The organism is Shinella sp. GW835-FHT14H05 (genome assembly GCF_058793575.1).
In genome coordinates, this window is the sequence record NZ_JBXAFY010000001.1 from 1,262,436 (window position 1) to 1,281,990 (window position 19,555).

Genomic DNA, 19,555 nt, shown 5'->3' on the forward strand with positions numbered 1-19,555 from the left:
ATGCAGAAATCAGTCTCCATCAAGGACCTGTCTTTGAGTTTCGGTGCGGTCAACGTGCTCGAAAACCTCAATCTCGATATCGGCGACGGCGAGTTCCTCGTGCTGCTCGGCTCGTCAGGCTGCGGGAAATCGACCCTGCTCAACTGCATTGCCGGCCTGCTGGAGCCGACCGGCGGGCAGATCTTCATCAAGAACAAGAACGTCACCTGGGAGGAACCGAAGGACCGCGGCATCGGCATGGTGTTCCAGTCCTACGCGCTCTATCCGCAGATGACGGTCGAGAAGAACCTCTCCTTCGGCCTCCAAGTCGCCAAGATGCCGAAGCCGGAAATCGAAAAGCGCATCGCCCGCGCCGCCGAAATCCTCCAGATCGGCCCGCTGCTCAAGCGCAAGCCCTCGGAGCTTTCCGGCGGCCAGCGCCAGCGCGTGGCGATCGGCCGGGCGCTGGTGCGCGACGTCGACGTCTTCCTGTTCGACGAGCCGCTTTCCAACCTCGATGCCAAGCTGCGCTCGGAGCTGCGTGTGGAAATCAAGCGGCTGCACCAGTCGCTGAAGAACACGATGATCTACGTCACCCACGACCAGATCGAGGCCCTGACGCTTGCCGACCGTATCGCCATCATGAAGAGCGGCGTCATCCAGCAGCTTGCCGATCCGAACACGATCTACAACGAGCCGCGCAACATGTTCGTCGCCGGCTTCATCGGCTCGCCGTCGATGAATTTCCTGCGCGGCGAGATCGCGGAGCGCGGTGGCAAGCCGGTGTTCCTGGTGAACGGCATCGACTTCTCGCTCGATGGCTACAAGGCGGGCGAGCGGCTCCAGCCGGGCCGCAAGGTCGTTCTCGGCGTGCGGCCGGAGCATGTGAAGGTCAATGAGGAGGCCGCCGGTGCCGAGACCCATCAGGCGACGGTGGACATCGAGGAACCGATGGGCGCTGACAACCTGCTCTGGCTGAAACATGCCGGCCACACGATGTCCGTCCGCGTCGGCGGGGCGCGGCGTTTCGCGCCGGGCACGGCGGTGACGTTGTCGTTCGACATGGGGCTGGCATCGCTGTTCGATGCGGGGACGGAGGAGCGAATTTAAAGGGCTGCCCCTCATCCGCCTGCCGGCACCTTCTCCCCGCAGGCGGGGAGAAGGGCACCTGCCGAGACGTCGCTTTCCCCTCTCCCCGCTTGCGGGGAGAGGGCCAGGGTGACGGGCAAATGCCCCAAGCACGAAGTTCAGAGATAAGACTATGACCCAAGCATCCGACATCACCGCCATCGACCTTTCCGGCACCTGGAAACTCGCCAGCACCGACGCCGCACACGCTGCCCCCATGCGTGTCCCCGGCGACGTGCACAGCGCGCTTCTCGCCGCCGGCCTCATCCCTGATCCCTATGCCGGCCGCAATGAGCGCGACGTGCAGTGGGTGGCGGAGAAGGACTGGGCGATCGAGCGCACGTTCGAGGTTGCGCCCGAAATGCTGGAGGGCGGCTGGTATCTCGATATCGGCAGCATCGACACGGTCGCTTCCGTTTACGTCAACGGGGTGTTGGTGCAGGATACCGACAATTGCTTCCGCCGCTACCGGCCAGACGTAACCGATGCGTTGAAGGCCGGCGAGAACAGGCTGAAGGTGGTCATCCATTCAAGCATCGCCGCGGGTGCTGCCCGGCAGGCGGAGCAGCCGTTCTTCATTCCCTGGTCCACCGGCAATTCGCCGATCCCGAACGGCAACATGCTGCGCAAGCCGCAGAGCCATTTCGGCTGGGACTGGAATATCGCGATCGCGCCGCTCGGCATCTACGGCGAGATTGTTTTACGCAAGCTGGAAGTGGCGCGCATCGAGCATGTCACGACGCGGCAGTTCCACCATGCCGGTGGCGCTGTCGATCTTTACGTGACCGCCACGTTCCATGCCGAGGAGCCGGGCATCTTGCCGGTGCATTTCGCGCTCGGCGGGGAGCGCATCCGTCTCGATATCGGCATCAGCGCCGGCGAAACCCAGCTCACGCATATGTTCCGTATCGAGAAGCCGGCGCTCTGGTGGCCGGCGGGGCATGGCGAGCAGGCGATCTATGCCGTGCGCGTCGAGACGCCCACCGAGATCGTGGTACGCCGCGTCGGCTTGCGGCAGGTCGAGCTGATCACCGACAAGGACGAGGCCGGCAGCCGCTTTGCGCTGAAGGTCAACGGCCGCGAAATCTTCTGCCGCGGCGCCAACTGGATTCCCGCCGACGCACTGCCGTCCCGCATCAAGCCCGCCGGCGTGCGCGACCTGCTGCAATCCGCCGTCGACGCCAACATGAACATGCTGCGCGTCTGGGGCGGCGGGTTCTATGAGCCGGACTGGTTCTACGATCTTTGCGACGAAATGGGCCTGATGGTCTGGCAGGACTTCATGTTCGCCTGCAACCTCTATCCCTCGACCGTCGATTTCCTCGACAATGTCGCCGCCGAGGTGGATTACCAGGTCAAGCGGCTCGCCTCGCACCCCTCCATCGTGCTCTGGTGCGGCGACAACGAGCTCGTCGGCGCGCTGACCTGGTTCGATGTCAGCCGCGAGAACCGCGACCGCTACCTCGTCTCCTACGACCGCCTCAACCGCACCATCGAAGTGGCGATGAAGAAGGCAGCCCCCGGCGCCCTCTGGTGGCCTTCGAGCCCGGCATCGGGCTATCTCGATTTCGGTGATGCCTGGCATGCCGATGGTTCCGGCGACATGCACTACTGGTCCGTCTGGCACGAGAATAAATCCTTCGACAATTACCGCACCGTGCGTCCGCGCTTCTGCTCGGAATTCGGCTTCCAGTCCTACACCTCCATGCCGGTCACGAGGACCTTTGCGGAGCCGAAGGACATGAACATCGCCTCGCCGGTGATGGAGAGCCACCAGAAGAACGCCGGCGGCAACGAGCGCATCGCCGGCACCATGTTCCGCTATTTCCGTTTCCCGAAGGATTTCGCGAGCTTCGTCTATCTCAGCCAGGTCCAGCAGGGTCTCGCCATCCGCACCGCCGTCGAATACTGGCGCTCGCTGAAACCCCATTGCATGGGCACGCTCTATTGGCAGCTCAACGACACCTGGCCGGTCGCCTCCTGGTCGAGCCTCGATTACGGCGGCAGCTGGAAGGCCATGCATTATATGGTGCGCCGTTTCTTCCAGCCCGTGGCGGTCGCCGCGATCCCGTCCAAAGACGGCGAGACCATCGGCTTCTCCGTCGTCAACGACACGGCGGAGCCGGTGGAGGTGACGCTCGATACCTGGCTCGTTTCGCTGACGGGCGAGCGCCGGCCCTATCGCAGTGCTGAAGGCACATGCGGACCGGACAAGGCAGAAATGCTGTTCTCCGTCTTCGCCGCCGACCTGCCGGAAGACACGCTGCTGTTCTGGTCCTTCACGGCCTCGAACGGCATGGCGGGCGAGGGGCATCACGTCGCCGTCAACTACAAGGCGCTCGACCTCGAAGCCGCCGGCCTGACGCTCGACGTTGCGCCGCGCGACGACGGCCGCTTCGCCGTCACCGCATCGGCGAGCGGCCTTGCGCTGCACGTCATAATCGAGGCGGACGTCGCCGGCCGCTGGTCCGACAATGCCTTCGACCTCACGGCCGGAGAAGCCAGGACCCTGATCTTCACTCCGGCGACAAGCGGTGCGCCCCCCCAATTCCACTGGCTCGATCTTCATTCCTGCCAGACCCATCAAGCATAATACGAGGAGACATCCATGCAGACGGTCAGCTTCCAGCTCTACAGCGCTCGCAATTTCCAGCCCTTCGCCGAAGTGTTCCGCATTCTCGGCGATGCCGGCTACAAGGAAGTCGAGGGCTATAGCGCCCTCTATGCCGAGCTCGACGATGCGGCGATCCAGCGGGTGAAGGCCGATCTCGACCGCAACGGCCTCACCATGCCGACGGCCCATTTCAGCCTCGACATGCTGGAGGCGGAGCCCGGCCGCGTGCTGGAGATCTGCCGCACGCTCGGCATCGAGGCGGTCTATTGCCCCTATCTCCTGCCGGAGCACCGCCCGACGGACGCCGCCGGCTGGCGCGCGCTTGGCGAACGCCTGCAGAAGGCCGGCGAGCCGATCCGCAAGGCGGGGCTTACCTTTGGCTGGCATAACCATGATTTCGAGTTTTTCGCGCTCGAAGACGGCACCGTGCCGCAGGATCATATCTTTGCCGGCGGGCCGGACCTCACCTGGGAAGCGGATATCGCCTGGATCATCCGCGGCGGTGCCGATCCTTTCGCCTGGATCGAGAAATACGGCGACCGCATCACCGCCGTGCACGTCAAGGACATCGCGCCGAAGGGCGAGAATGCCGACGAGGACGGCTGGGCGGATGTCGGCCATGGCACCGTTGCCTGGGCCGATCTCGCCAAGGCGCTCGCTGGCACGCCGGCCAAGCATTTCATCGTCGAGCATGACAATCCGAAGGACATTACCCGGCTTGCCACCCGCTCGATCGCCACCATCAAGGCATTCTGAGGACTGAGCATATGACAAAGGAATACGGAGTCGGCATCATCGGCTGCGGCAACATTTCGGGCGCGTATTTCAAGCTGATCCCGACCTTCAGGAACCTGAAGCTCGTCGCCTGCGCCGATATCAACCCGGCCGCGTCCAAGGCGCGCTCGGAGGAGTTCGGTGTCCCGGCGCAGGAGATCGATGCGCTTCTCGCCGATCCCGCCGTCGACGTCGTCGTCAACCTGACGGTGCCGGAGGCGCATTATCCGGTGTCGAAGAAGGTGCTGGAAGCCGGCAAACATATCTACTCGGAAAAGCCCTTCGTGCTGTCGCTCGAACAGGGCGAGGACCTGCGCCGCATCGCCGACGCCAAGGGCCTCAAGGTCGGCTCGGCGCCGGATACCTATCTCGGCGGCTCGCACCAGTTCGTGCGCCATCTCATCGATAGCGGCAAGGTCGGCAAGATCATGTCCGGCACGGCGCATGTGCTGGGGCCTGGAATGGAGAGCTGGCATCCGAACCCCGACTTCTTCTTCGCGCCGGGCGGCGGGCCGATCCTCGACATGGGGCCGTATTACGTCAACAATCTCGTCAATCTCGTCGGGCCGGTAAAGCGCGTCGTGGCGCTGGCCAACAGGGCGCGCGAGGAGCGCATCATCGGCAATGGCCCGCGTCTGGGCGAGGCGTTGCCGGTGGTCGTCGCGACGAACATCCATGCCATCCTGGAATTCGTCAGCGGAGCACAGATCTCGCTCATGTCGAGCTGGGACGTCTGGGCGCATCGCCACCAGAACATGGAGCTCTACGGCACCGACGGCGCCGTGTTCGTTCCGGATCCGAATTTCTTTGGCGGCACGGTGGAAGTGGCGGGCAACGACCGCGAGCCGAAGGAAGTGGAGGTCTGGGATCATCCGCTGACCGCCCAGAACTACCAGTTCGACTGGGGCACACAAGCCAACTACCGCGGCATCGGCCTCGCCGACATGATGGAAGCGGTGACGACCGGCCGCGACTATCGCTGCTCGCTCGACCGCTCGCTGCACACGATCGACGTGCTGACGGCGATCCTGCGCTCCGCCGACGAGGGCAGGGCGGTGGACATCGTGACGACCTGCACGCAGCCGGCGGCGTTGGGTATCGAGGAGGCGAGGGCATTGTTGCGGTAGACGGAGGTTTTTTGTCCGTCCCGCTTGCTCCCGTTGATCTCCCCCCTTGAGGGGGAGATGTCGCGAAGCGGCAGAGGGGGGTGGCGACGGCGCGGCATAGTCGGTACCGGCGGCATTTGCCGAAACGTTATCCCCCTCTGCCCTGCCGGGCATCTCCCCCTCAAGGGGGGAGATCGATGGGAGCGCCGTCTGGGGGGAATGGGGACCTTGCCTCTTGTGAACGCGCCCCGGCCAGGGGTACGACACACATCTCAATTCATGCAAAGGAACGTAACCATGGCCTGGCAGCCTGCGGACAACCGCTACGATACGATGACCTACAACCGCGTCGGGCGCTCCGGACTGAAGCTGCCGGCGATTTCGCTGGGGTTGTGGCACAATTTCGGCGACGACACGCCGCATGACCGCAAGGTCGACATGTGCCGCACGGCCTTCGACCTCGGCATCACCCATTTCGATCTCGCCAACAATTACGGCCCGCCGGCCGGCACCGCGGAAACCGCCTTTGGCGAGATTCTGCGCACCGATTTCGCGCATCTGCGCGACGAGCTGATCATCTCCTCCAAGGCCGGCTACAACATGTGGCCGGGTCCCTATGGCGAGTGGGGCAGCCGCAAGTACCTGATCGCGTCGTGCGACCAGAGCCTGAAGCGCATGGGCCTCGACTATGTCGATATCTTTTACTCCCACCGCTTCGACCCCGATACGCCGCTGGAGGAGACCTGCGGCGCGCTCGACCATATCGTGCGCTCCGGCCGCGCGCTTTATGTCGGCATTTCCTCCTACAATTCGCAGCGCACCCGCGAGGCGGCGGCGATCCTGAAGGATCTCGGCACGCCCTGCATCATCCACCAGCCGAGCTATTCCATGCTCAACCGCTGGGTCGAGGACGATGGGTTGGTGGACACGCTGGAAGAGCTCGGCATTGGCTCGATCGTCTTCTCGCCGCTGGCGCAGGGCATGCTGACGACGAAATATCTCGGCGGCATTCCGGGCGACAGCCGCGCGGCGCTGAACCATTTTCTCAAGAAGGATTTCATCCGTCCCGAGATCATCGACAATATCCGCAAGCTGAACGACATCGCCGAGCGGCGCGGCCAGACGCTGGCGCAGATGGCGCTTGCCTGGGTGCTGCGCGGCGGGCGCATCACCTCCGCGCTGATCGGCGCCAGCCGCTCGTCGCAGATCGTCGATTGCGTCAAGGCGCTGGAAAAGCGGGATTTCACGGCCGAGGAACTGGCGGAGATCGACGTCCATGCCCGGGAGGCGGACGTCAATCTCTGGGCGAGATCGGCCGAACGGGACTGAGCGCGGCCGCCTGATCAGCCGGCCTGCCGGAGCCACAACGGGAAGGGGTCCGGCAGGTTCGCCCAGCGCGCCGGCTCGAATGTCTCGGCCTCGACAAGACAGGCGTCGAGCCTGCGGCGGAGTGCGGCTTCGTCCATCGGGTCGGCGCCGATGAAGACGAGTTCCTGCCGGCGGTCGCCCCAGACGGGATCGCTGGCGCGGGCGATGCCGTCGCGTGCCGCCTGGTCCTGCGGCCAGTGCTGTTGCGGCACGGCGGCCCACCAGAGGCCGAGGCGGCCGCTGCGCACCAGGGCGCCCGCCTGGCTCATCTCGCCGACATGGTGCGGGCGCGTCGCCAGCCAGAAAAAGCCCTTGGCGCGGATGACGCCGGGCCAGCTTTCATCGAGGAAGGTCTTGAAGCGAGCCGGGTGGAACGGCTGTTTTGCGCGGTAGACGAAGGAACGGATGCCGTATTCCTCCGTCTCCGGCACATGGTCCTTGAAACCATGCAGTTCCTTGAACCAGAGCGGATGTTCGCTTGCCTTCTCGAAATCGAAGCGACCGGTGCCGAGGATGTCGGCAAGCTCGACGCGGCCGAAATCCGTCTCGATGACGCGGGCCGATGAATTGAGGCCGCCGACGATCTGGCGGGCGGCAAGCAGGGTGTCGAGCTTCGCCGCGCCGGCCTTGTTGAGCACCACGACATCGGCGAATTCGATCTGCTCGACCAGCAGTTCCACCAGCGTGCGCGTGTCGCCTTCGCCGGCCGTCTCGCCGCGCTCTGCCAGAAAATCCTGCGAGCCGTAGTCCTTGAGCAGGTTGGCCGCATCGACCACCGTGACCATGGTATCGAGCCGGGCGACGTCGGACAGGCTTCGGCCGTTCTCATCGCGAAAATCGAAGGTGGTGGCGACGGGCAGCGGCTCGGAAATGCCGCTCGATTCGATCAGCAGGTAGTCGAAGCGGTTCATCTCGGCGAGGCGGCGCACCTCATTCAGCACGTCGTCACGCAGCGTGCAACAGATGCAGCCGTTGGTCATCTCGACAAGCTGTTCGCCGGTGCGCGACAGGTCCGCCCCGCCATCGCGGATGAGGGCGGCGTCGATGTTGACCTCGCTCATGTCGTTGACGATGACCGCGACGCGCAGGCCGCTGCGGTTGGTGAGCACATGGTTGAGAAGCGTCGTCTTGCCGGCGCCGAGAAAGCCGGAAAGCACGGTGACGGGGAGGCGGTTGTCCATGCGATTTGCCTTTTTATGTTATACTATTACATTTGGTGTGCTGAAAAAGGCGGGGTGATCCCGCCGTAGCTTTGCTGGATGGAAACTGCGGGGCTTGGCAACGCCCACCAGCCTCTCCTTCGTCATGCTCGGGCTTGACCCGAGTATGACGAAGAGTGCGGCGGGCGTTGCGCTCCAGCTAAAGCCTGGAAACCCGTCCTTTCAGGGCCTGCAAGCGCGCTCTCAGCTACCCTGTCCGAGGCAATCGCGCAGCGACGTGGCGATGCTCCTCATCAGGGTGAAATAGAGGTCCGGGCCGGGTTCCAGCGTTGCGGCTTCCGGGTCGAGCGTGCCGGATTTTGCCGGTGTGCCCTCGATCACCACGTTGACCAGCTTCGGCTCGAACTGCGGCTCGGCGAAGACGCAGGTGGCACCCAGCGTCTTCACCTTGTCGCGGATCTGCGTCAGGCGCTCGGCGCCGGGCAGGGTTTCCGGGCTGACGGTGATGGAGCCAGCGGCGTGCACGCCGTAGTGATGCTCGAAATACTGGTAGGCGTCGTGGAAGACGATGAAGGGCTTGTCCTTCACCGGCGCCACCGTCTCGGCGACTTCCTTGTCGAGGGCGGCGAGCTTGTCGTTCAGGCTCGCGAGGTTTGCCTTGTAGGCCTCGGCATTGGCCGGGTCCTTTTCGGAAAGCACCTTTGCCGTCTCCGCGGCGATGGCGCGGGCATTGTCCGGGCTCAGCCAGAGATGCATGTCGAATTCGCCGTGTTCATGGCCTTCGTGCCCGGCTTCCTCGCCATGGGCGTGGGCCTCTTCGGCCTCCTTGCCATGGTCGTGACCTTCCGCGGCGTGCTCGTGGCCTTCCTCGCCCTCGTCCTCATGCGCCTCGAACGGGCCGCCTTCGCGGAAATGCAGCTTTTCGAGGCCCGGTGCATCCTCCAGTTCGACGACGGTCGCGTTGCCGCCGAGTGCTTCCAGCGGCTTTTCCAGGAAGGCCTCCAGCCCGTGACCGACCCAGAAGACCACGTCCGCATCCTGCAAGGCCGCCGCATTGGACGGTTTCAGCGAATAGGTATGCGGTGAGGCCGCGCCCTCGACTATCAGGTTCGGCTCGCCGACCCCCTGCATGATGGCGGCGACGAGCGAATGGATCGGCTTGATGGACACGACCACATTCGGCACCTCCGCCCGCGCGGCAAGGGGGCCGGCGGCGAGGAGCGCGGTCGAGAGGAAGAGGGCGCGAACGGCCTTTTGCATGGGGATCTCCGTCTTGATTGTGAATGTAATGTTATTACATCAATTGCGTTATGCTATAACGTGTGCCATATCCGGTGGCAACAGGCCTTTGGAAAAAAGTGATGCTGCAGACCCCAACCAAGACCGTCCCGCCGCTCGTCTCGCTTGGCGGCGTCGGCGTGCGCCGCCAGGGCCGCTGGCTCGTGCGCGGCGTGGAATTTTCCATAGCACCCGGCGAGATCGTCACGCTGATCGGCCCCAACGGCTCCGGCAAATCGACGACCGCCAAGGCGGCGATCGGCGTTTTGAAGGCCGACGAGGGCAGGGTGGAGCGCAAGGCGGGCCTGAAGGTCGGCTACGTGCCGCAGAAGCTCGCGATCGACTGGACCATGCCGCTCACCGTCGACCGGCTGATGACGCTGACCTCGCCGCTGAAGGGCGCCGAGATCGATGCCGCACTCGCCGCGACCGGCATCCGCCATCTTGCGCGCGCCGAGGTGCAGCACCTCTCCGGCGGCGAGTTCCAGCGCGCGCTGCTCGCCCGCGCGATCGCCCGCAAGCCCGATCTTCTGGTGCTCGACGAACCGGTGCAGGGCGTCGACTTTTCCGGTGAGATCGCGCTCTACGATCTCATCAAGACGATCCGCAACACGACCGGCTGCGGCATCCTGCTGATCTCGCACGACCTGCATGTCGTGATGGCCGAGACGGACACCGTCATCTGCCTGAACGGCCATGTCTGTTGCCGCGGCACGCCGGAGGCCGTCAGCCAGAGCCCGGAATATCTGCGCCTCTTCGGCGCCCGCGCCGGTCAGACGCTCGCCTTCTACAATCACGACCACGACCATACGCACCTGCCGGACGGCCGGGTGCAGCATGCTGATGGCTCGATCACCGACGATTGCCGGCCGGGCGACGGGCACCACACGCAAGTTCTGCCGAGCGGCAAGGCGGGGCCGATGCGCATCGTGCACACGCACGGGCCGAATTGCGGCTGCGGCCATGATCACGGCCCGGCGCCGGCTGGCCAGGCCGGGGAGGCCCGCGATGCTTGACGACTTCTTTGTGCGCGCGCTGGTCGCGGGCGTGGGGCTTGCCATTACCGCCGGGCCGCTCGGCTGTTTCGTCGTCTGGCGGCGCATGGCCTATTTCGGCGATACGATGGCGCATTCGGCGCTGCTCGGCGTCGCGCTGTCGCTGCTGATGGATTTCAACCTGCTGATCAGCGTCTTCCTCGTCGCCGCGGCGGTGTCGCTGCTGATGCTGCTGTTGCAGAAGCGCGGCACGCTCTCCACCGATGCGCTGCTCGGCATCCTGTCGCATGCGACGCTGGCGATCGGCCTCGTCCTGGTCTCCTTCATGACCTGGGTGCGCATCGACCTCGTCGGTTTCCTGTTCGGCGACATTCTTGCGGTGACGCGTGCCGACGTGGATCTCGTCTGGGGCGGCGGCATCCTCGTGCTTTTCGCCATCGTCTGGATGTGGCGCCCGCTGATCGCCTCGACGGTCAACCCGGAACTGGCGGAGGCCGAGGGCCTGCAGCCGGAACGGGCGCGGCTCGCCTTCATGTTGCTGATGGCGCTCGTCATCGCCATCGCCATGAAGATCGTCGGCATCCTGCTGATCACCTCGCTGCTGATCATCCCGGCCGCCACCGCCCGGCGCTTTTCCACCAGCCCGGAAATCATGGCCGTGCTCGCCTCCGTCATCGGCGCGCTCGCGGTCGTCGGCGGGCTGTTCGGTTCCCTGAAATTCGATACGCCCTCCGGTCCCTCGATCGTCGTCGCAGCGCTCGGCCTGTTCGTCCTGAGCCTGCTGACGAAGCCCAGGACGGGTACAACCCAACAGCCGGCCATGGGCCAGGGAGGTCAGGCATGACCACGCAACACATGACCACGCAACAACTGACGCGCAACCAGGGCCTGGTCTTCGATGTGCTCTCGCATTCCGGCAGCCCGCTCAGCGCCTATTCGATCCTCGACAAGCTGCGCGACAGCGGTTTTCGCGCGCCCTTGCAGGTCTATCGCGCGCTCGACAAGCTGTTGGAATTCGGCCTCGTGCACCGCCTTGAAAGCATCAATGCCTTCGTCGCCTGCGCGCATCCGGAAGACGGCTGCCACGCCCACGGCCTTACCGCCTTTACGATCTGCGAGACCTGCGGCAAGGTTGACGAATTCCACGACCATGTGATCGAGGACCGGCTGAAGGGTTTTGCCAAGGACCGCAACTTCAAGACCGGCAAGACGACGATCGAGATCCGCGGCACCTGCGCCGGCTGCGCTTGAGCCTTCGGTTCATTCAGCCTTCACCCGCGTTTCGGCGGCAAGCTTGCGCCAGCGGCCCACATTGACATTGTGTTCCGCCAGCGTGGCCGCAAAAGCATGTCCGCCATTGCCATCCGGCACGAAATAGAGATCGTCCGTCGCTGCGGGATGTGCAGCCGCCTCAAGCGAGGCCTGCCCGGGGAGAGCGATCGGCGTCGGCAGCAGGCCGGGAATATGGTAGGTGTTGTACGGCGTCTTCGTCTCAAGGTCGGCCCGACGGATCGCCCGGCCGACGGGCTTCCCGTCGCTGCCGAAGAGACCATAGATCATCGTCGCGTCGGATTGCAGCCGCATGCCCTTCTTGAGGCGGTTGACGAAGACCGCCGCGAATTTCGGCATGTCCGCCGGCAGGCCGGTCTCCCGCTCGATGATCGAGGCGAGAATGACGAGCTGGTCGGGATTTTCAAGCGGCAGGTCCTTCTGCCGGCCGGCCCATATCCGGCCGATGAGCTCAGACTGCGCCGCCTGCATCTGCCGCAGGACGTCCGCGCGCATCGCTCCACGCGCAAGCGCATAGGTGCCGGGCATCAGGGCGCCCTCCGCCGGCAGTTCCGCCGGCAGGTCGCCTTTGAGCCGGGCATCCTGCGCCAGTTGCTCGAAGGCCTGTTTGACGGTCAGGCCGGCTGCAATCGAAATGCTCTCCGTCGTTGCCTGCTCAGCGCTAGATTTCAGCAACTCCTCGATCTCCACCTTCGCCAGCGACGCGAACGCGCAGGAGGGAAACAGGCGGACATGTTCTTCCAGCAGGGCCATGTTGCCGCGTGAACTGACCGCCTGCCAGTGCACCCCAGCGTCGCGGCAGGGATCGACGGCCGCGGGCGCCTCCTCGGCCTCGCGCCCGAGGATCACCGTTTCGAAGAGCGAGCCCGTGATGTACGGGCGCTGTTTGCCCTTGGTCGCTTCGAACACGTCCTTTGCCACGGAGCGCAGCACCACTTCGACCTCGCGCCCCGGCGTAACGAGATGGCGGGCAAGCGCGCTGGCATAGGGGCTGCTGTCCCCCTCACCATCGAGCGCGATTTCGCCGGGCGAGGTGGCAAAACCGATGAGGAGGTTGCTCTGCGTGCTTTCGATCCGGGCAAGGCCTTTCGTCGCGCCACCCCGCGTCAGGGGACGTTTCATCTTGCTGAAGAGGGGGTTGTCGCGGCAGGCATCCACGAGCACGAGCTTGAATTTTTTGACGCCGGAAAGGGCATCGACGAGCTTGCCGAGCGCCACCGTCTCATATTCCACGTCGACATCGGATTCGAGCGTCGCATCGACGGGCATGAGAAAGTTCTCGCCGTTCATTTCGATGCCGTGGCCGGAATAATAGATGAGGCCGATCTCGGCCTGCGCAGCGGTTTCCGAAAACTCGGACAGCGCCCGCGACATGGCGGCCCGCCCCGCATTCTCCACCACGGTCACCTCGAAATCCGCCGCTTCCAGCACGCTTTTGAGCGCGGCGACGTCGTTTGGCGGATTGCGAAGGGCAGATGCGCTATCGGCATAGGCCGCGTTGCCGATGAGCAGCGCGACCTTGACCGCCGCCTGTGCCGGCGTCAACAGCAGGACCGCAAGGACGAAAACGACGGCGCGCAGAAGCATGTCCATGCTCCCCTGAAAACCCGGAGGCCTACCCTATCATGCTGCACGTCTGACGGTCGGGGAAGGCGGATTATTCAGCCGACCGGTTTCAGCCCCTTCTTGAAGCGCTGCCAGTTGCGCACATAGCTGTCGGCGGAGCGCTTCAGGCCGGCAAGCGCCGCCTCGTCCAGCGTGCGGATCGCCTTGGCGGGTGCGCCCACGATCAGCGAATTGTCCGGAAAGACCTTGCCCTCCGTCACCAGCGCATTGGCGCCGACGAGGCAGTTGTTGCCGATCACCGCGCCGTTCAGCACGGTCGCCCCCATGCCGATCAGCGAATTGTCGCCGATGGTGCAGCCGTGGATGATGGCGCTGTGGCCGATCGTGCAGCCTTCGCCGATCGTCACCGGCTTGCCGGGATCGGTGTGCACAACGACGCCCTCCTGGATGTTCGAGCGCGCACCCACCGTGATAGGCTCGTTGTCGCCGCGCAGCGTCGCGCCGAACCAGATGCCGACATCCTCGCCGAGCACGACCCTGCCGATGACATTCGCATCCGGCGCCACCCAGTAGCGGTCGTCCGCGGGCAGCGTCGGCTGGTCGTCGTCCAGGGCATAGAGCGGCATCGGCATTCTCCTCCAAGATGATTCCCGGCGATATTGCACCCGCCCGGCCGCGCAGGCAAAGGGCCTAGGGTGGTTTTTCCGTCGTGTTTGGAGTATGAGCCCGGCCATGACACAGAGAGCCAACGCCAGCACGATGTACCACCAGGCCGTGAGCACGGGGACGAAGATTTTCGCCACCGCGCCGATGATCGACTGGTCGGACCGTCACTACCGCGTCTTCGCACGGCAGATGACGAAAAACGCGCTGCTCTTTACCGAAATGATCGTTGCCGATGCGATCCTGCGCGGCAATCGCGAGCGGCTGCTTGGCTTCGATGCGCAAGAACATCCTGTCGCCCTCCAGCTCGGCGGCAACGACCCGCAAAAGCTCGCCGAGGCGGCGCGGATCGGCGAGGGCTTCGGTTATGCCGAGATCAACCTCAATGTCGGCTGCCCCTCCGACCGGGTGCAATCCGGCACGTTCGGCGCCTGCCTGATGCGCGAGCCGCAGCTCGTCGCCGATTGCGTGGCGGCGATGAAGGCGGCGGTGTCGATCCCCGTCACCGTCAAGTGCCGCATCGGCGTCGACGACCAGGACCCGGAGGTGGCGTTGCGTGATCTCGTCTCGCGCATCCAGGCCGCCGGCACGGATGCCGTCTGGGTCCATGCGCGAAAAGCCTGGTTGCAGGGCCTGTCGCCGAAGGAGAACCGCGATATTCCGCCGCTCGACTACGGTCTTGTGCACCGGCTGAAAGCGGAAAATCCGCATCTTTTCATCGGGCTCAACGGGGGGCTTCACACATTGAATCAGGCTGTCGCGGAGATGCAGGGCCTCGACGGCGTCATGCTCGGCCGCGCCGCCTATCAGGACAGCGGCGTCCTGACGGGCGTGGACGGGCTTTTCCCGCATCCGCTGTCGCCGGCAGGCCACCAGCCCTCGGAAACCGTGCCCAGCCCGCAGGGCCTTCCTGCGGATTATTGGGAAGCCGTGCGCGACGCGATGGTGGCCTATGCGGCGCGGGTCGTGGCGGATGGCGGGCGGGTGGCGCATGTGACGCGCCACATGGTCGGCCTGTTCCAGGGCTTTCCGGGCGTGCGGCGCTACCGGCAGATCCTTTCCACCGATGCGACGAAGCCGGGCGCGGGGCCGGAGGTGATTTCGGCCGCCTTTGCCGCGGTTCTCGCGGCCCGCGCGACGACGGCCGCGGCGGCGGAATAGCGCTTTCTGTGCATCGCCCCGGCGCGACCACAATTTCGTCCCCTCGGGGTCGGAAACTTCCCCCGCTTCGCCCTTGATGGCCGAGGGATGCGGGACTAGGACAGACGACGAATGCTAAGAGACGGACAGGTGGCCGCGTGATCGATCCCTACGCCATGCTCGGTATAGAGCGCGATGCCGACGACAATGCGGTCAAGACCGCCTATCGCAGGGCCGCCAAGGGCGTGCATCCGGATTCGGGCGGCGATGCCGACCAGTTCTCCCGTCTCCAGGCCTGCTACGACCTGCTGCGCGATCCCGTGCGCCGTAAGGTTTTCGACGATACCGGCTTCGACCCCCAGCTCGCCGATCCGCGCGACCTGAAGGGCCTGATGCTCTTGGAACCGCTCGTCAACGACGTCATCCTCGACGAGCGCGAGCCCGGCAGCTTCGATCCGCTGGCCGCGATGCGGCGCAAGCTTTCCGACGATATCGTCAAGAGCCGCTTCCACATCCTGGAACTGGAACGCCACCGCAACCGCGTGCGCCAGCACATCGACCGGCTTGGCCGCAAGGCCGGCACGGATTTCCTCGGCTCGATGCTGCGCGCCCGCTCGCAGTCGATCGCCGAGGCGATTCGCAATGCCGAGGGCCAGATCGCGGCGATCGAGCAGGCCTATGCCATGCTGGAAGGCTATTCCTACGAACTCGCGACCGCCGTGGAGGCGCTCAAGGGGGAGGCGGCCGAGTAGCGTGATCGTGGCCGGAACGGCGGTTGCGGCCGACACTTTACCCGCACTCCGTGCCCATGATTTCGATGCCTATCTCCCTGATTAAACGAGGGATTATCAAATATTTTCCGTGCTTTGCCGGGTTAAACGGATAAAATTCCCTTGCGAAAGGCAGAATAAAAGCCTACATCCCACATATCGAACTTTGCTTGTGACCTTTGTCTCTCGCCTCTTGGCACGGTCAGATCTCCTCTCATCGTCGATTTACATGCGACTTTTTTGTCGCTTTCTCCAACGATTGAAAGGATATCGTTATGAATTCAGGCACTGTGAAGTGGTTCAACAGCACCAAGGGTTTTGGCTTTATCGCTCCTGATGATGGCGCCAACGACGTGTTCGTTCACATTTCGGCCGTTGAACGTGCGGGCCTGCGCTCGCTCGCCGAAGGCCAGAAGGTCAGCTACGACATCGTTCAGGACCGCAAGTCGGGCAAGAGCTCGGCCGACAACCTGCGCGCCGCATAAGAATTGTCGTTCCTCTTGGCTGACCACGGATGTACCGGCAGTCGAGACGGCGAGCGACAGGAAGAGGTCGGGGTAAAGCCCGGCCTTTTTGTTTCGAATGCACGCCTTTGATCACGTTCGGGGAGTTGTCCATGAGCCGGAAACGATTTGCGATCGGCGACACGGTCACCCTCAAGGCCGATCTGTTTCGATCGGCCGACAGCGAACGGGTCTGCCGGGTGGTCGGGGTCTTGCCGTCCGACCACGGCGAGGCACAATATCGTGTGCGTCTCGGCAACGAGACGTGTGAACGCCGGATCGTCGCGAGCGACATCGAAGCGACGGATACGGTGGAAATACGCAGTGGCGGCAGTGCGTCCGCTTCCTCCAAGGGAAGCGAACCCTGGTTCAAGCCATCCAGCATTCGCGTCAACAAATAATCACAATCAGCGGCGGCCGCACGGCCGCGATGGAAAGGATATGTTTTGCAGGTACTCGTCCGCGACAACAACATCGAGCAGGCCATCCGCGTTCTGAAGAAGAAGCTGCAGCGCGAAGGCGTCTTCCGCGAAATGAAGGCCCGCAGCGCCTATGAAAAGCCGTCTGAAAAGCGCGCCCGCGAAAAGGCCGAAGCCGTTCGGCGTGCCCGCAAGCTCGCCCGCAAGAAGGCCCAGCGCGAAGGCCTCATCCCTGGCCCCAAGCGCAAGCCGCTCCCGGGTCCGGGCCGCGTAGCCGGTTGATCGGCACGACGTCACGATGACGGCAGAGGAGCAAGCGATGACAGCGACCCGACAACAGTTTTTCAAGCCGACGAAGGTCAGCGCTGCGACGAAGGCCGCGGAAACCGATTCCGCCGCCAAGACCATCGTGGCGCAGGAAGCCGCCGCCCGCGACAAGAAGACGGAAAAGTTGCGGGCGATGCGCATCGCCCAGGAGGCGGCCCAACCCGCCCCCCTGCCGACGACCAAGAAGCGCAAGTAACAGCCCCCGTCGAACAGGGCTTCGGCCCTATACGACGCCCATCGGACAAGCAGCCCGGCCTAACAGCCGGGCTCTTGCCGTTTTTGGTTGGAAAGGTTCGCAGCGACAGCTGTTTTAAATTTTCGGGACTTGTGTGACGAGGGCTTCCCAGGATCATTGTCCCATTGTTAGAAGTGAAGCGCGCGTAGATAAACCCCTTAGTTGCAAAGGTGCGATGTTAGTTTCCCAGTTCGAAGGCACACTGGCTCGCTTTGGATTAAAATGGCACAAACAATCGAAGTAAAAGCGCAACAGGATTTTTGGAAAAGATTCGTAGGGAGCCAGCCATCGCGCGCTATGGCCGAGATTGTTTGGAATTCTTTTGACGCTGATGCTGATGAAATTGATATTAAGTATCAAAAGAATGGCCTTGATGTCGTAACTAAGGTGTCATTCACCGACGATGGCGAAGGTATACCATACGACGAAAAGAATCATATATTTTCTGATTTAGGCAATTCATGGAAAGCTAAAGCGGGACGCTCTCGGAAAAAGAAGAGAATACTTCAAGGAAGAAATGGAGAGGGTCGTTTTAGAGCGCTTGCTCTTGGAGAAATCGTCAAATGGAAAACTGTTTATAAAACTGAAATTGGATTTTTTGAATACGAAATAAGTGCAAATACGAATTCTATTGGGTCTTTCTATGTTTCCGACGTCCGCTCGTCTGCTCAACGGAAAACGGGAACGACGGTAGAGATTGAGAATTTATTTGAATTGTCGGATTCTTACTTTGCAAAAGTAGGTCCCGTCGATCTTGCATACGCTTTCGCGTCATACATAAACAAGTATAGAGATGTTAAAGTTCGACTCAACGGGAAAATCGTTGATGTCGATGAATTGATTTCGTGCTCAGAGAATTTTGAAGTTGGTCCAATTCGACTAACAAATGGAACGATTGTTTCAGCAAATCTTGAAGTTATAGAGTGGGTTAGTATTAATAATCGGGCACTTTATCTTTGTGATGAAAATGGATTTACTCTCGCCGAAAGGCTCGCTGAGGTCAGGGCGCCCGGATATAATTTCTGCGCTTATTTAAAGAGTAAGCATTTTTCAGATCTGCATAGCGGATCGTTGGTCGACCTTGATATTGAAGAAGGTATATCAAAGCTAATATCCGAGGGGCGTGACAAGCTATCTTTGTATTTTAAAGGTCGCGAACGCCAAAAAACTCAAGCTCTTATCGATCAATGGAAGGCAGAAAACATCTATCCATATAAGGACAGCGAGCAAGGCGAAGTCGTAAATCAGTCCAAGCGGATATTCAATCTTTGTGCCGTAACGATAAACGCACAGGCGAAAGGATTTTCGTCTCAAGATAAAATGTCTAAAGCGCTTTCATTTAGGCTACTCCGCGAGGCAATTGAAGAGCGGCCCAGCGAGGTTTCAAAAATTCTCAATGAAGTTCTAAATCTTTCAAAAGAGAAGCAAAAGCAATTTGCTACACTTTTAGACAACAGTCGACTTTCTGATATTATTGATACGGTTTCACTAGTCAGGCACCGCATCGCGTCAGCAAAGGGGCTAAGAGCGCTGGTTTGCGATGAAAAGACCAAAAGTTCGGTCAAAGAGCGCCAACATATTCACCAAATTGTTGAGAGAAATCCTTGGCTGTTTGGCGAGGAGTTTTCCTTGGGTGTTTCTGAATCGTCGTTGGCCAACGCGCTTCGTGAACACCTAAAGCGCTTGAAGATAAATGAACAAGTTCTCTCGCCGATTCTATTACCTGGTGGTAAGAATGCCAGAATTGATTTGATGCTCTGCCAAGCAAATAAGGTGAATGGGCGGGATGACGATCACCATCTTGTTGTAGAATTGAAGCGGGCGAGCAAAATTCTGGGACTTAAGGAGTATGAGCAAATAGTAAATTATGCTAGTACGATAATGAAAGATCCACGTTACAGAAAGACCAATGTGCGATGGAGCTTTTGGCTGGTTGGAGTAGATATATCTCCTCAGCTGGAGGATCTTGTTTCTTCTCAAGACCGCCCATCAGGATGCGCCCATATATTCAAAGAAGGAAACGGACGTATCTGGATTAAAACTTGGGGGCAATTGTTGCACGACTGTATCCATAGGCTTGAATTTGTTCGAGAAAAGCTGGATATGGCCATAACAGAAGAGGAATCGGTGAGTTATCTAAACGAGATTTACCCACAGTTCGTTCCCAGTCATTAGGACCCTTCTAGCCGTTAAGCCGATTTATCAGAACTGGCACGCAGCAAAGTCGCTAACGAGAATTT

19 protein-coding genes are annotated in these 19,555 nt (G+C 62.0%); 15 read left to right on the forward strand and 4 right to left on the reverse strand.

The window, feature by feature from the left end:
• The 5 genes from AC1Q6Z_RS06205 (at position 1) to mgrA (ending at position 6,930) form a co-directional block, all read left to right on the forward strand.
• The gene (locus tag AC1Q6Z_RS06205; protein ID WP_492647069.1) at positions 1-1,089 is read left to right on the forward strand and encodes an ABC transporter ATP-binding protein; all 1,089 of its coding nucleotides are present in this window, start codon (positions 1-3) and stop codon (positions 1,087-1,089) included.
• Positions 1,090-1,240: 151 nt separating this feature from the next.
• A complete protein-coding gene (locus tag AC1Q6Z_RS06210) occupies positions 1,241-3,700 on the forward strand; it encodes a glycoside hydrolase family 2 protein (RefSeq protein ID WP_492647070.1) in 2,460 nt (819 codons plus the stop codon).
• A gap of 15 nt (positions 3,701-3,715) precedes the next feature.
• Positions 3,716-4,477 carry a sugar phosphate isomerase/epimerase family protein gene (locus AC1Q6Z_RS06215; protein ID WP_492647071.1) on the forward strand — a complete coding sequence of 254 codons (762 nt, stop codon included), beginning with the start codon at positions 3,716-3,718 and terminating at the stop codon, positions 4,475-4,477.
• A gap of 11 nt (positions 4,478-4,488) precedes the next feature.
• On the forward strand, positions 4,489-5,622 hold the full coding sequence (locus AC1Q6Z_RS06220) for a Gfo/Idh/MocA family protein (protein ID WP_492647072.1): 1,134 nt from the start codon (positions 4,489-4,491) through the stop codon (positions 5,620-5,622).
• Positions 5,623-5,898: 276 nt separating this feature from the next.
• Positions 5,899-6,930 (forward strand): L-glyceraldehyde 3-phosphate reductase, encoded by a 1,032-nt coding sequence (gene mgrA / locus AC1Q6Z_RS06225; protein WP_492647073.1) that lies wholly within the window; start codon positions 5,899-5,901, stop codon positions 6,928-6,930.
• Between the two features lie 14 nt (positions 6,931-6,944).
• Here mgrA and AC1Q6Z_RS06230 read toward each other — a convergent pair whose 3' ends face one another.
• Together AC1Q6Z_RS06230 and znuA are read right to left on the reverse strand one after the other, a co-directional pair.
• Entirely contained in the window at positions 6,945-8,150 is a 1,206-nt protein-coding gene (locus tag AC1Q6Z_RS06230) for a GTP-binding protein (RefSeq protein WP_492647074.1), read from the reverse strand.
• Positions 8,151-8,372: 222 nt separating this feature from the next.
• On the reverse strand, positions 8,373-9,389 hold the full coding sequence (gene znuA / locus AC1Q6Z_RS06235; protein WP_492647075.1) for a zinc ABC transporter substrate-binding protein ZnuA: 1,017 nt from the start codon (positions 9,387-9,389) through the stop codon (positions 8,373-8,375).
• A 101-nt stretch (positions 9,390-9,490) separates the two neighbouring features.
• On the opposite strand from znuA, the gene AC1Q6Z_RS06240 reads away from it, so the two are divergent.
• From AC1Q6Z_RS06240 to AC1Q6Z_RS06250, 3 genes are read left to right on the forward strand one after another with little or no spacing between them, the layout of a single operon-like run.
• Entirely contained in the window at positions 9,491-10,423 is a 933-nt protein-coding gene (locus AC1Q6Z_RS06240; RefSeq protein WP_439618550.1) for an ATP-binding cassette domain-containing protein, read from the forward strand.
• Positions 10,416-11,246 (forward strand): metal ABC transporter permease, encoded by an 831-nt coding sequence (locus AC1Q6Z_RS06245; RefSeq protein ID WP_256115537.1) that lies wholly within the window; start codon positions 10,416-10,418, stop codon positions 11,244-11,246. Before AC1Q6Z_RS06240 ends, AC1Q6Z_RS06245 begins: the two co-directional genes overlap by 8 nt.
• A gap of 11 nt (positions 11,247-11,257) precedes the next feature.
• Positions 11,258-11,653 carry a Fur family transcriptional regulator gene (locus AC1Q6Z_RS06250; protein WP_305110887.1) on the forward strand — a complete coding sequence of 132 codons (396 nt, stop codon included), beginning with the start codon at positions 11,258-11,260 and terminating at the stop codon, positions 11,651-11,653.
• 9 nt (positions 11,654-11,662) lie between these two features.
• Here AC1Q6Z_RS06250 and mltG read toward each other — a convergent pair whose 3' ends face one another.
• Together mltG and AC1Q6Z_RS06260 are read right to left on the reverse strand one after the other, a co-directional pair.
• The gene (gene mltG, locus AC1Q6Z_RS06255; RefSeq protein ID WP_492647076.1) at positions 11,663-13,285 is read right to left on the reverse strand and encodes an endolytic transglycosylase MltG; all 1,623 of its coding nucleotides are present in this window, start codon (positions 13,283-13,285) and stop codon (positions 11,663-11,665) included.
• A 68-nt stretch (positions 13,286-13,353) separates the two neighbouring features.
• Positions 13,354-13,884: a gamma carbonic anhydrase family protein gene (locus AC1Q6Z_RS06260; RefSeq protein WP_492647077.1), complete on the reverse strand. Its 531-nt coding sequence runs from the start codon at positions 13,882-13,884 to the stop codon at positions 13,354-13,356.
• 106 nt (positions 13,885-13,990) lie between these two features.
• Here AC1Q6Z_RS06260 and dusA point away from each other — a divergent pair, with 106 nt between their 5' ends.
• From dusA to AC1Q6Z_RS06295, 7 genes are all read left to right on the forward strand, one after another.
• Positions 13,991-15,082 (forward strand): tRNA dihydrouridine(20/20a) synthase DusA, encoded by a 1,092-nt coding sequence (gene dusA, locus AC1Q6Z_RS06265; RefSeq protein ID WP_492647078.1) that lies wholly within the window; start codon positions 13,991-13,993, stop codon positions 15,080-15,082.
• A 155-nt stretch (positions 15,083-15,237) separates the two neighbouring features.
• Complete coding sequence (locus AC1Q6Z_RS06270) at positions 15,238-15,813, forward strand: J domain-containing protein (RefSeq protein ID WP_439618559.1); 576 nt, start codon at positions 15,238-15,240, stop codon at positions 15,811-15,813.
• 293 nt (positions 15,814-16,106) lie between these two features.
• The gene (locus AC1Q6Z_RS06275) at positions 16,107-16,316 is read left to right on the forward strand and encodes a cold-shock protein (RefSeq protein ID WP_256115546.1); all 210 of its coding nucleotides are present in this window, start codon (positions 16,107-16,109) and stop codon (positions 16,314-16,316) included.
• A gap of 131 nt (positions 16,317-16,447) precedes the next feature.
• A complete protein-coding gene (locus AC1Q6Z_RS06280) occupies positions 16,448-16,735 on the forward strand; it encodes a cold-shock protein (protein ID WP_256115547.1) in 288 nt (95 codons plus the stop codon).
• A gap of 45 nt (positions 16,736-16,780) precedes the next feature.
• Positions 16,781-17,035 (forward strand): 30S ribosomal protein S21, encoded by a 255-nt coding sequence (gene rpsU / locus AC1Q6Z_RS06285; protein WP_256115548.1) that lies wholly within the window; start codon positions 16,781-16,783, stop codon positions 17,033-17,035.
• A gap of 37 nt (positions 17,036-17,072) precedes the next feature.
• Positions 17,073-17,276: a hypothetical protein gene (locus tag AC1Q6Z_RS06290; protein WP_256115549.1), complete on the forward strand. Its 204-nt coding sequence runs from the start codon at positions 17,073-17,075 to the stop codon at positions 17,274-17,276.
• A 261-nt stretch (positions 17,277-17,537) separates the two neighbouring features.
• Positions 17,538-19,490: an ATP-binding protein gene (locus AC1Q6Z_RS06295; RefSeq protein WP_492647079.1), complete on the forward strand. Its 1,953-nt coding sequence runs from the start codon at positions 17,538-17,540 to the stop codon at positions 19,488-19,490.
• Positions 19,491-19,555 lie beyond the last annotated feature (65 nt).